We start from the raw sequence: 11,565 nt of genomic DNA on the forward strand, positions 1-11,565 counted from the left end.
ACCACCAGCGCGCGGCGCCTTGCCCGGCCGAGCACCAGTGCGGCACTCAGTCCGGCGGCACCGCCTCCGACCACCACGCAGTCCCATTCGAGGTCCACGACCCCACCTTGCCCGCGGCGGGCGACGCATGCCAAGCTGATTTGCCATGCAGGCAAATCGGGTCACCGCCGACGACGTCGACCTTCGGGTGCGGCGCCGGCTTCGGGAGCTGCGCACACAGCTCGGCCTGACCCTCGAGGAGGTCGCCACTCGCGCCGACATCGACGTGTCGACGTTGAGCAGGCTCGAATCCGGCAAGCGTCGCCTCGCCCTGGATCATCTGCCGCGACTGGCCACGGCGCTGTCGGTGAGCGCCGACGAACTGCTCCGTGCGCCGGAGGCCGACGACCCCCGCGTGCGGGGCAGTTCTCACACCAGCCACGGTGTCACGTACTGGCCGCTGACCCGCAGTGGTCCGGCGGGTGGCTTGCACGCCTTCAAGATTCGGGTCAGCGCCCGCCGCCGCACCCCACCGGATCCGCTACCCGTGCACGACGGTCAGGATTGGATGTACGTGCTGTCCGGACGGATGCGGTTGATCCTGGGCGAGCGGGACTTCACGATCAAACCCGGTGAGGCCGTGGAATTCTCAACGTGGACACCGCATTGGTTCGGCGCCGCCGACGGTCCCGTGGAGGCCATCGCGCTGTTCGGTCCGCACGGTGAGCGGCTGCACGTGCAGAAGTGATTACAGGTAAGCGGTCTGGTTGACCAGTCGCACCGATGATGCACCGTCCGGGTAGAACTCGGCGATGGACAGCGAGGCCAGGTCGAGGTGCAGGCGGTACAGGATGCCCTCCCCCGCATCGAGCGCCAGTCGCAGAATCGTCTTGATCGGCGTCACGTGCGACACCACCAATACGGTCGCGTCGCCGTACTCGGCGATGATCCGGTTGCGCGCGCGGCGAACCCGGTGTGCCACCGCGTCGAAGCTCTCACCGTCGGGCGGCGACTGGGAGGTGTCGTGCAGCCAGCGGGTGTGCAGTTCGGGGTCGCGTGCGGCGGCCTCGCCGAATGTCAGACCCTCCCACGACCCGAAGTCGGTCTCGATCAGATCGTCGTCGACGGTGACGTCGAGGCCAAGCCCCTTGGCCGCGGTCGTCGCGGTGTCGTAGGCCCGCTGCAACGGCGAACTGATCACCGCCGAAATGCCGTCGCGCTGAGTCAGATACCTGGCCGCGGCGTCGGCCTGGCTGCGGCCGAGTTCGGTGAGCGGCGGGTTGCCCCGGCCCGAGTAACGGCGCTCGACGGACAGCTCGGTCTGTCCGTGGCGCAGCAGCAGCAGCCGTGTTGGTGCCCCGCGCGCGCCGGTCCAGCCCGGCGGAGAGGACGGTGCGGCAACGGGTTTGAGCGTCTCGGCTGGCTCCGGTACCGCGGTGGGATCCGCTGCGGCGTCCATCGCCTCGTTGGCCAGCCGGTCGGCGTGCGAGTTCTTGGCGCGCGGAATCCACGCGTAGGTGACGCGGTCGAACCGGGCCGCCAATTCCTTGGCGCGTTGGTTCAGCGGGATCAGGTCGGGGTGTTTGACCCGCCACCGGCCGACCATCTGCTCGACCACCAGCTTGGAGTCCATCGAGACCGCCACCTCGGTGGCGCCTACGCCCGCGGCCGCCTCCAGGCCGGCGACGAGACCGCGGTACTCGGCAACGTTGTTGGTGGCCCGGCCGATCGATTCCTTGCTCTCCGCCAGCACCGTCTCGTGGTCGGCCGAGAACACCACCGCGCCATAACCCGCGGGCCCGGGATTGCCCCGCGAGCCGCCGTCGGCCTCGACCAGCACCTTCACTTCGCGGAATCCTCGAGCCGCAGCAGGATCGCCCCGCATTCCGTGCAACGCAGCACCTCGTCGGCGGGCGCTGCGGCGATCCGCTGCATCTCGCCGCGGTCGATCTCGATCCGGCAGGCGCCGCACCGGCGGCCCTGAAGCACACCCGCTCCCGGCCCGCCGTGGCCGCGCTGGCGTTCGTAGAGCGCGACCAGATCGGCGTCGAGCGAGGCGGTCACCTCACTGCGGCGGCTCGCGAGCTGATGCCGGGATGCGTCGATCGTCACCAGCGCCGCGTCGCGTGCGGCGCGGGCAGTCGAGAGCTCGTCGTCCAGTTCGTCGATCCTTCCCAGCTGCCCGGCCTGGTCGTTCTGCAGCTCCTCGCGGCGTTCCATCACCTCGAGCAGGGAGTCCTCCAGGCTCGATTGGCGACGCTGCAGGGTCTCCAGCTCGTGCTGCAACTCCGCGAGTTGCTTGGGGTTGACGCCACCGGAGTCGAGCATCGAGCGGTCCCGGTCCTCGCGCTGGCGGACGGCGTCGATCTCGCCCTCGAACTTGGTCACCTCGGCTTCGAGGTCCTCCACGGCGAGGTTCACCGCCGCCAGCCCGTCGTTCGCGCCGCGGTGTTCCGACTCGACTGCGTCGAGCTTCTGCTGCTCGGCGAGGTTCTTGGCCCGGTGTTCCAGGCGACCGATCTCGGCGTCGATCTCGGTCAGCTCGATCAACGAACGTTGTTGCGCGACTTCTGCCTTCATACTTCTCTCTCGACGTTCCATGGATCGGTGCGGACGGAACTGACCCGCACCGGAAGTGCTTCACCGAAGTGGCCGGTCAGCACTGCGGCGGCCTGCGCGCACCACGGGTACTCGCTGGCCCAATGCGCGACGTCGACCAGGGCGACGTCGGACCTGCGCCGGTGTTCATCGGCCGGATGGTGACGCAGGTCGGCGGTCAGGTAGGCCTGCACCCCGGCGGTCGCCACGACGTCGAGCAACGAATCACCCGCACCGCCACATACTGCCACCCGCGACACCAGCCCATCGGGGTCACCGGCTGCCCGCACGCCCCAGGAGGTCGCCGGGAGCCGTGCGGCGACCCGGGTGACGAAGGCCGACAACGGTTCCGGCTCCGGCAGTGTGCAGACCCGGCCGATTCCGGCATCGGTGGGCAACGGCGCGAGCTCGAACACGTCGAACGCGGGCTCCTCGTAGGGGTGTGCGGCGCGCATCGCGGCCAGGACCGCGGCGCGCGACCTCGCCGGCGCGATGGCTTCGATGCGTTCCTCGGCCACCAGCTCGATCGAGCCCACACTGCCGATGGCCGGGGACGCACCGTCGTGCGGGAGGAACTGGCCCGTGCCCGAGACGGTCCAACTGCAGTGCGAGTAGTCCCCGATGTGGCCTGCACCGGCGCCGAAGACGGCGGCGCGCACATCGTCGGCGTTCTCGGCGGGAACGAAGATTACCCACTTGTCGAGTCGGCTCGACTCGGCGGCGGGCGCGAGCACGCCATCGACGGTCAAGCCGAGGGCCGCGGCCAGCGCGTCGGACACCCCAGGGGAGGCCGCGTCGGCGTTGGTGTGGGCGGTGAACAGCGCGCTGCCGCGGCGGATCAGCCCGTGCAGCAGGGCCCCCTTCGCCGTGTCCGCCGCCACCGTGTCGACGCCGCGAAGCAGCAGCGGATGGTGCGCCAGCAGCAATGCTCGGTCCCCCACCTCGGAGAGCACCTCGGCGGTGGCGTCGACGGCGACCGTCACCGACTCGATGGGCTCCGACGGGTCGCCGCAGACCAGGCCGACGGAATCCCAGTCATGGGCGAGCCGTGGCGGGTAGGCGCCGTCGAGCACCTCGATGACGTCGCTGAGCCGCACGCTCACCGGATCGCCTCATCGATGGCCTCGAGCAGGACCGGCCATTCCTGCCGCACCGCGGCACGCAGGTACTGCCCGTCGAGGCCGACGAAGGTGTCACACCGACGCACGGCAATACCCTTGGTGTCCAGATGCTTTCGGACCAGGTCGGCGTCGGGGACGCGGAACAGGAGATAGGGCGCACGGCCGTCGACCACGTCGACGCCGGCCGCGCGGAAGCCGGCCACCATGTCGGCGCGCAGCGCGGCCAGCCTTCGGGCGCCCGCGTCGGCCGTGGCGACGGCCTCCGGTGTGGTGCACGCCGCGATCGCCTCCAGTTGCAGCGTGCCAAGCGGCCAGTGCGGCCGCGTCGCCGTCATCCTGGACAGCACGTCCGGTGCACCGAGTGCGTAGCCGACCCGTAGCCCGGCCAGCGACCATGTCTTGGTGAGGCTGCGCAGCACGATCACGTCCGGCGGCGCGTCGGCGGCCAGGGTCTCGGGCTCACCGGGGACGGCATCGGCGAACGCCTCGTCGACCACCAGGGTCCGGCCGGGCCTGCGCAGCGCGAGGATCTGCTCCCTGGTGTGCAGCACCGACGTCGGGTTGGTCGGATTGCCGAGCAAGACGAGGTCGGCATCCTCGGGCACCTCGGCGCCGTCGAGTACGAACGGCGGCTCGAGCACGACGTGGCACGTCGGGACACCCGCGGCGTCCAGCACGGCCTCCGGTTCGGTGAACGACGGCGCGAGCAGAGCCACCAGCCGCGGCCGCAGGTTCGCCAGCAGGGCAAAGCCCTCGGCACCACCGGCCAGCAGTGCCACCTCGTCGGGACGGCGGCCGTGCCGGTCGGCAACGGCCTGCGTGGCGCGGCGCGCGTCGTCCGCACTCGGGTAGCGGGCCAGGTCGCGTAACCGCGAGGTCAACTTCTCGACCAGCCATGACGGTGGCTCACCCTGGCGCACGTTGACGGCGAAGTCCAGCATGCCGGGACCTGCGGCCTGATCGCCGTGATAGCGCGCTCCTGCCCTTGCCACATCACGACACTAGTGCGCGTACGTCCGGGCCAGGCACGGGGACGACCCAGCACATCGGCGACAATGGAGGGGTGAACGCCCAGTTGGTGATCTTCGACCTCGACGGCACGTTGACCGATTCCGCCAAGGGCATCGTGTCGAGCTTCCGTCACGCACTGGGCGAGATCGGCGCCGATGTCCCGGACGGTGACCTCGCGGGCCGCGTCGTGGGGCCGCCGATGCACCTCACGCTCAAGGCGATGGGCCTCGGCGATCGGGCCGACGAGGCGATCGCGGCCTACCGCGCCGACTACACCACCCGCGGATGGTCGATGAACAGCGTCTTCGACGGCATTCCGGTGCTGCTGGCCGACCTGCGCGCCGCGGGTGTGCGCCTTGCGGTGGCCACGTCGAAGGCCGAACCGACTGCCAAACGGATCATCGAGCACTTCGGGCTGGACGGCCACTTCGAGGTGGTCGCGGGGGCGAGCGTCGACGGCACCCGGTCGTCGAAGGCCGACGTGGTTGGCCATGCGCTGGCCCAGCTGGGGCCGCTGCCCGAACGAGTGCTCATGGTGGGCGACCGCAGGCACGACGTCGAGGGCGCCGCGGCGCACGGCATCGACACCGTGGTGGTCGAATGGGGTTACGGCGCTGGAGATTTCGACGACTCCGAAGCGGCGGCAGGCTACCGGCACGTGTCGTCCGTCGCCGACCTTCGCGAGGTGCTCGGTGTCTAACCAGCTGCACGTGACGTTCATCTGCTCGGGCAACATCTGCCGGTCCCCGATGGCGGAGAAGATGTTCGCCCACCAGATCGACGAGCGCGGCCTGGCCGGCGTGGTGCGGGTGACCAGCGCGGGTACCGGCGGGTGGCACGCCGGTGACGGGGCGGACGAACGGGCCGGGCACGTGCTGCACGAACACGGCTATCCGTCCTTCCACGAAGCCGCACGAGTCGGCGAGGAGCACCTGTCCGCCGACCTGGTCATCGCGATGGGGCGCAACCACGTGCGGATGCTGCGGGACCTGGGCGTGCCTGCCGAACGGCTCCGCATGCTGCGCTCCTTCGACCCGCGTTCCGGGGCACATCCGCACGACGTCGAGGATCCGTACTACGGGACGAGGGACGACTTCGAGGACGTGTTCACCGTCATCGCGGCCTCACTGCCGGGACTGCACGACTGGGTGGACGAGCGGCTCGCCGACCGGGGAATGGCCGTCTGATGAGGTGGGCATTCCTGCTCCGGCCGCAGTGGCTGGCGTTGTACGTGGTGGTGATCGCCTTCGCCTACCTGTGCTTCACCGTGTTGGCGCCGTGGCAGCTCGGCAAGAACACCAAGACCTCACGGGAGAACAGCCAGATCTCGTATTCGCTGTCCGCCGACCCGGTGCCGGTGGCCGAGTTCCTGCCCCACCAGGATTCGGCGGCCCCCGACGCGGCGTGGCGGCGCGTGACCGCGACCGGCAGGTATCACCCGGACGCCCAGGTGCTGGCCCGGCTTCGGGTGGTCGACAGCGAGCAGGCGTTCGAGGTGCTGGTTCCCTTCACCGTCGACGGCGGGCCGACCGTGCTGGTGGACCGCGGCTACGTGCGGCCGGTCCCCGGCTCGAACGCGCCCGAGATGGCCCCGCTACCGCAGGGACCGGTGACGATCACCGCGCGGCTGCGCGATTCAGAACCCGTGGTCGAAGGCAAGGAACCGTTCCGCCAGAACGGCGCGCAGCAGGTGTACTCCGTCAACACCGCGCAGATCGCCGCGCTGACCGGGATGCCGCTGGCGGGCTCATACCTGCAACTCGTCGGCGACCAGCCCGGCGGCCTCGGCGAAATCCCGTTGCCCCACCTGGACGCGGGCCCCTTCCTGTCCTACGGCATCCAGTGGATCGTGTTCGGCATCGTCGCACCGATCGGGGTGGGCTACTTCGTCCTCGCCGAGGTGCGGCAACGCCGACGGGAGAAGGCCGCAACGGCAGCTCAACGCCCGGCCGGGACCCCGCTCACCCCCGACGAGAAGCTCGCCGACCGGTACGGCAGGCGGCGCTGACGCCGACCGTGCACACCGCAGCGAGCGTCTGCACCGCCCGCGACAGCCGCACCGAGGCGCGCAGATCGGCCGGTTCCGGGAGCCGACCGTCGCCGAGCGTCGGCCGGATCTCGAGTCGGTGCGCATACTGCGTTGGCCCGCCCAACCGGACCCCCAGCGCTCCGGCGAAGGCGGCCTCCGCCACCCCGGCGTTGGGGCTGGGGTGCCTGGCCGCGTCGTGGTGCCATGCCGCCAGTGCCCGCCGCGGCGAGCCGCCCACGACCGGTGCACATGCCGCCACCAGCAGACCCGTCGCCCGGGCCGGCAGGTAGTTCATTGCGTCGTCCAATCGTGCTGCGGCCCAACCAAACCGGGCGTAGCGCGGCGACCGGTGACCGATCATCGCGTCAAGCGTGTTGACACCCCGGTAGACGAGCAGCCCCGGCACCCCGCCGACCGCCCCCCAGCACAGCGGCGCGATGGCGGCATCGGAGGTGTTCTCCGCCACCGACTCCAGGGCAGCGCGGGTGAGACCCGCGGCGTCCAGCGCCGCGGGGTCGCGCCCACACAGCGACGGCAGCAACACGCGTGCGCCCTCGACGTCATCGCCGTCCACCATCCGGGCCATGTCGGCGCCCGTGCGGGCCAGCGACGTACCGCCGAGCGCGACGAACGTCGCCGCCGCGGTGACGACCGCGGTCCATCCCGCGCCCCGTCGCGCCGCCGCGCGGTCCGCGGTGATTCCGAATGCCGCCAGAACGCCGATCAGTACGCCGGTGTGCACGGCACCCGCCGCACGATGGTCGGAGTAGGTGAGCCTTTCGAGGGCGGCCGCGCCACGGCCGAACACCGCAACCGGATGACCGCGGCGCGGGTCGCCCAGCAGCAGGTCGGCCACGTACCCCAGCGCGAGACCTGCCGCCCGGCCGCGACATGTCGGCGCAAACACTCCGGCAGCGTCTCACGAGGTGGTGTACTCGACCCCATGAGGCTGGGGCCCCCGCGGCGTCCTACCCGCGTCGTCGATCTGCTGAATCCGGCGGCGGTGCTGTTGCCCGCGGCGAACGTGATCATGCAGCTCGCGGCGCCTGCAGTGGGCTACGGGGTGGTGGAGAGCCCGGTGCACAGCGGCAACGTGTACGCGCATCCGTTCAAGCGCGCTCGCACCACCGGCACCTACCTCGCGGCGGCGACACTGGGCACCGACGACGACCGGGCGTTGATCCGCGCTGAGGTCGACAGGGTGCACGCGCTGGTGCGGTCGAACGGGTCGAGTCCGGTGTCCTACAACGCCTTCGACCCCAAACTTCAGCTGTGGGTGGCGGCGTGCCTCTACCGCTACTACGTCGACATGCATGAGTCCCTGTACGGACCCCTGGACGACGACTCCGCCGACGCGGTCTATCTCGACGCCCGCAAGCTCGGCACCACACTGCAGGTGCGCGAGGCCATGTGGCCGGCCGATCGTGCCGCGTTCGACGAGTTCTGGAAGCGCTCACTGGATCGGCTGCGGATCGACCCGCCGGTCCGCGAGCACCTTCACGGGGTCGCGGAGATGGCGTTTCTGCCTGCGCCGCTTCGGCTTCTGGCCGGGCCGTTCAATCTGTTCGCGACGACGGGCTTCCTGCCTGCCGAATTCCGGGAACACATGGGGCTGTCGTGGACGGCGGCCCAGCAGCGCCGCTTCGACTGGCTGCTGAACGGTCTGCGCGTCGCCGACCGGGTGATCCCCCGCGAGCTGTGGGTCTTCGGTTACCGGCTCTACCTCTGGGACATGCGGTCCCGCGCGCGCCGCGGCAGGCGGGTCGTCTGACCCGCCTTCCCGGCACCGCTGCGGGGACGGTATTGAACGCCGGACCTAGTCACGGTGAACCAAGCCGTGGACCGGTACGTATGGAGGTAGTGTCAGCTGATCAACCGGTGAGGAACCCCATGACGAGCGTTTCAGCACTGAACCATGTCGCTGTCACTGTCCGCGACGTGGACGTCAGCGGACCCTGGTACCGCGCATTGATCGGCGTCGACCCGGTGCTCGACGAACACACCTCGGCCGGTTTCCGTCATCTCGTTTGGGCGCTCGACAACGGCACCCTGTTCGGCATCCATCAGCACGACCGCGCAGCCGATGACGAACCGTTCACGGAGTTCAGGCTGGGGCTGGACCACGTCGGCTTTGGCTGCGAGAGTCGCGCCGAACTGCAGGAGTGGCAAGCCCGCCTCGACGAACTCGGCATCGCGCACGGCGGCATCGTCGACGACCACTACGGCTCGGGGCTGAGCTTCCGCGACCCCGACGGCATCGCCTTGGAGTTCTTCGCCCCGCCTGCTTAGTTCGGGTTCTCCAGGACGATCGCGACACCCTGTCCCGATCCGATGCAGACGCCGATCACTCCGTACCGGGCGTTGCGCTCGCTCAGCTCGGTGGCCAGCGTCAGGACGTACCGGGTCCCGGTCGCGCCGAACGGATGGCCGATGGCCACGGCCCCGCCGTTGGGCGTCAGCTTGTCGTCGGGAACGACGAATCCGCCCAACTGGTTTGGCAGTTCGCGAAGCACACCCAGCGCCTGGGCGCTGAAGGCTTCGTGCACTTCCCACACGTCGATCTGCTCGGGCGTCAGGCCGGCGCGGCTGATCGCGAGCGGGATCGCCCAGGCGGGCGCCAACCCCATGAACAGCGGGTCGATCCCGTAGACCGCCGAGGACAACACACGGGCGAGTGGTTCGATCCCGAGTTCGGCTGCCTTCTCCCCCGACGCCAGCACGATCGCGCTTGCGCCGTCGGTCAACGGCGTGGAATTGGCGGCGGTCATCTGCGTGGTGCCTGGTTGAGCGGGGAGCTTCGCCAACGATTCGGCCGTGGTGTCGTCGCGGATGAACTCGTCGTGCTCGAACAACCGCTCGGGAGTCTTGCGGGTCGCCGGGATCGTGACCGGCATGATCTCCTTGGCAAGCCGGCCGGAGTCGCGGGCAGCCTTGGCGTGTTGTTGCGACCGCAATGCGAATGCGTCGATCTCCTCACGCGTCAACCCGTACCGATCGGCGACGTTCTGGGCCGTTTCGATCATCCCGATGTAGGCGTTGCGGGCCAGCAGTGCCGGGTTCGGCGGACCTCCCGCACCCGCCCACATCGTGTCCAACATGAAGACGGGCCCGCGCGGGCTGAACGGTGCGTCCCCCTTGATGAGCGCCCAGCCCGAACGGGACATCGATTCGACCCCGCAGGCGATGCCTACGCCCAGATCGCCTGCCTTGATGGCGTGACTGACGTTGATGGTGGCGCTCAGCGACGAACCGCAGAACCTGTTGATCGTCGCTCCAGCGACGCTGTCCGGGAACCCGGCGGCCAGTGCGGCCCACCGGCCGACGTCGCCCATCCCCTCGTGCGCCGGGTTCACGCAGCCCGCCACGATGTCCTCGATGGGCTCCAAGTCGATGCCCACCCGCTGGCAGGCGCCCTTCATCGTCATCCCGAGCAGGTCGTCGGTGCGGATGTGGGACAGCGAGCTGCCGTAGCGCGCGAACGGGGTTCGGACGCCCCCGAGAATGAATGCGTCGGTCATGGTGTCATTCCTACCCGGACCGACGACGTGTAAGTGGGCGCGGACGATATCGAACCGCCGACCGCTGGTGTGTAAGAGCGAGCATGCCCGTCCAGCGCGTGTGACGGTGTGCCGTAGCGTCCCGAAATGGCCAGGTCAGGCTAGCCAAAATCGACATCAGGCCGAGTAGCGCACCGAGTTGTAGTCGAGCATCAGGATCTCTGAGGCGCGCCAGCCGGTGAGCGCTTGCAGCAGCCTGAGAAGCGCACCGCGGTGAACAACGTTCCCGGCATCATCGGCGTGGCCGAGCCGATCACGGTTCCAATCTGGTAGCTGTTCGGCGATGACCGAATTATCAGAGGCGTGGTGGCGCAGAGCTTCCCGGCGTTACTCTTTGCCGATGATCGCGGGTGAGAAAGCACCTGACTTCACTCTGTTTGACCATACCGGCTGGCCTCGCAGACTGTCCGCGCTCCTTTCCGACGGGCCGGTTGTGCTGTTCTTCTTCCCAATTGCGTCCTCACCGATCTGTACAGCCCAGGCTTGTCATTTTCGGGACCTGAGCAGCGAATTCGCGACGGTGGGCGCCCAGCGGGTGGGCATCAGCACCGATACCGTCGACAAGCAGGCCCACTTCGCCCAACAGCGCTCGTTCGACTATCCGCTGCTCTCCGACGCGGACGGCGTGGTGTCCGAGATGTTCGGGGTGCGCCGAGGCAGGCTCGCCAAGCTGCATAGATCCGTCGTGGCGCGTGAGGCGGCCAGGCGTAACCGGCACACTCGGCGCCGTGGACTGCTGGCTCGGCTGCTGCCGGTCAGACGGAGCACATTCGTCATCGACACCGATCGCACCGTCCTCAAGGTCGTCTCCAGCGAGTTGCGCGCATCGGTGCACGCCGACCAGACCTTGTGGTTCTTGCAGAACCGCAGAGTGCCGCATGGTTCGCCACATGTTCGGCAGAAGCACACCGACGCGCACCAGCAGTCGGAGGGCAAGGACAGATCGACGGGCGACTGGTTCACAGAACCGGAAACCGCGGACGTGCCGAGCCTGGTCCGGCCATACACGCTGACGGCAGGCCGTACCTACTCAGGTGTCGAACTGGCACTCGAGGCTCCGGTCGAAGCGCTCAACACCACAGCGAAGCCGCCGCGGTGGCCGAGAAATGATGTACGGGAACAGATCCTGACGTTGTGCGTGCACAGCCTCTCGGTCGCAGAGATCGCCGCTCGTCTGTCCTTGCCGCTCGGTGTGACGCGGGTCCTGGTCGGCGACCTGGTGAAACAGGGTTATTTGCGGGTGCACGCCACCCTCGATGACTCGATGACA

General features: G+C 69.2%; 13 protein-coding genes and 1 pseudogene. 8 read left to right on the forward strand and 6 right to left on the reverse strand.

The window, feature by feature from the left end:
• Positions 1 to 145 precede the first annotated feature (145 nt).
• Positions 146 to 727: a type II toxin-antitoxin system RelB family anti-toxin gene (gene relB, locus QOC69_RS00480; RefSeq protein ID WP_526435271.1), complete on the forward strand. Its 582-nt coding sequence runs from the start codon at positions 146 to 148 to the stop codon at positions 725 to 727.
• Here the strand turns inward: relB and QOC69_RS00485 are convergent, their stop codons facing one another.
• The 4 genes from QOC69_RS00485 to cobC are packed head-to-tail and all read right to left on the reverse strand — an operon-like array spanning position 728 to position 4,690.
• Positions 728 to 1,825, reverse strand: coding sequence for a bifunctional RNase H/acid phosphatase (locus QOC69_RS00485; RefSeq protein ID WP_526435273.1), 1,098 nt, complete (start codon positions 1,823 to 1,825; stop codon positions 728 to 730).
• Positions 1,822 to 2,559, reverse strand: coding sequence for a zinc ribbon domain-containing protein (locus tag QOC69_RS00490; RefSeq protein ID WP_526435275.1), 738 nt, complete (start codon positions 2,557 to 2,559; stop codon positions 1,822 to 1,824). Before QOC69_RS00490 ends, QOC69_RS00485 begins: the two co-directional genes overlap by 4 nt.
• Positions 2,556 to 3,680 (reverse strand): Nif3-like dinuclear metal center hexameric protein, encoded by a 1,125-nt coding sequence (locus QOC69_RS00495; RefSeq protein WP_526435277.1) that lies wholly within the window; start codon positions 3,678 to 3,680, stop codon positions 2,556 to 2,558. Before QOC69_RS00495 ends, QOC69_RS00490 begins: the two co-directional genes overlap by 4 nt.
• A complete protein-coding gene (gene cobC, locus QOC69_RS00500; protein ID WP_526435279.1) occupies positions 3,677 to 4,690 on the reverse strand; it encodes an Rv2231c family histidinol phosphate aminotransferase CobC in 1,014 nt (337 codons plus the stop codon). The genes QOC69_RS00495 and cobC overlap by 4 nt, the downstream gene beginning before the upstream one ends.
• Before the next feature lie 53 nt (positions 4,691 to 4,743).
• Here cobC and QOC69_RS00505 point away from each other — a divergent pair, with 53 nt between their 5' ends.
• From QOC69_RS00505 to QOC69_RS00515, 3 genes are read left to right on the forward strand one after another with little or no spacing between them, the layout of a single operon-like run.
• Positions 4,744 to 5,409, forward strand: coding sequence for an HAD hydrolase-like protein (locus QOC69_RS00505; RefSeq protein ID WP_526435291.1), 666 nt, complete (start codon positions 4,744 to 4,746; stop codon positions 5,407 to 5,409).
• Positions 5,402 to 5,896: a low molecular weight protein-tyrosine-phosphatase gene (locus tag QOC69_RS00510; protein WP_526435281.1), complete on the forward strand. Its 495-nt coding sequence runs from the start codon at positions 5,402 to 5,404 to the stop codon at positions 5,894 to 5,896. Before QOC69_RS00505 ends, QOC69_RS00510 begins: the two co-directional genes overlap by 8 nt.
• Positions 5,893 to 6,717 (forward strand): SURF1 family cytochrome oxidase biogenesis protein, encoded by an 825-nt coding sequence (locus QOC69_RS00515; RefSeq protein ID WP_526435293.1) that lies wholly within the window; start codon positions 5,893 to 5,895, stop codon positions 6,715 to 6,717. The genes QOC69_RS00510 and QOC69_RS00515 overlap by 4 nt, the downstream gene beginning before the upstream one ends.
• Here the strand turns inward: QOC69_RS00515 and QOC69_RS00520 are convergent.
• Positions 6,671 to 7,645: a cobalamin biosynthesis protein gene (locus QOC69_RS00520; protein WP_526435283.1), complete on the reverse strand. Its 975-nt coding sequence runs from the start codon at positions 7,643 to 7,645 to the stop codon at positions 6,671 to 6,673. The two genes, QOC69_RS00515 and QOC69_RS00520, sit on opposite strands and share 47 nt — an antisense overlap.
• Before the next feature lie 36 nt (positions 7,646 to 7,681).
• On the opposite strand from QOC69_RS00520, the gene QOC69_RS00525 reads away from it, so the two are divergent.
• Both QOC69_RS00525 and QOC69_RS00530 read left to right on the forward strand, forming a co-directional pair.
• Positions 7,682 to 8,509 (forward strand): oxygenase MpaB family protein, encoded by an 828-nt coding sequence (locus QOC69_RS00525; protein ID WP_526435285.1) that lies wholly within the window; start codon positions 7,682 to 7,684, stop codon positions 8,507 to 8,509.
• Between the two features lie 119 nt (positions 8,510 to 8,628).
• A complete protein-coding gene (locus tag QOC69_RS00530) occupies positions 8,629 to 9,027 on the forward strand; it encodes a VOC family protein (RefSeq protein WP_526435287.1) in 399 nt (132 codons plus the stop codon).
• Here the strand turns inward: QOC69_RS00530 and QOC69_RS00535 are convergent.
• Positions 9,024 to 10,256, reverse strand: coding sequence for a thiolase family protein (locus tag QOC69_RS00535; RefSeq protein ID WP_526435289.1), 1,233 nt, complete (start codon positions 10,254 to 10,256; stop codon positions 9,024 to 9,026). The genes QOC69_RS00530 and QOC69_RS00535 overlap by 4 nt on opposite strands.
• 379 nt (positions 10,257 to 10,635) lie before the next feature.
• Here QOC69_RS00535 and QOC69_RS00540 point away from each other — a divergent pair.
• Both QOC69_RS00540 and QOC69_RS00545 read left to right on the forward strand, forming a co-directional pair.
• Positions 10,636 to 11,166, forward strand: a pseudogene (locus tag QOC69_RS00540) (peroxiredoxin); the annotation flags it as partial.
• Positions 11,167 to 11,277: 111 nt separating this feature from the next.
• The coding region (locus QOC69_RS00545; RefSeq protein ID WP_526435295.1) for a DUF742 domain-containing protein at positions 11,278 to 11,565 on the forward strand (288 nt) is incomplete at its 3' end.

Origin of the sequence: Mycobacterium sp. (assembly GCF_032162105.1) — a bacterium.
Classification (GTDB): domain Bacteria; phylum Actinomycetota; class Actinomycetes; order Mycobacteriales; family Mycobacteriaceae; genus Mycobacterium.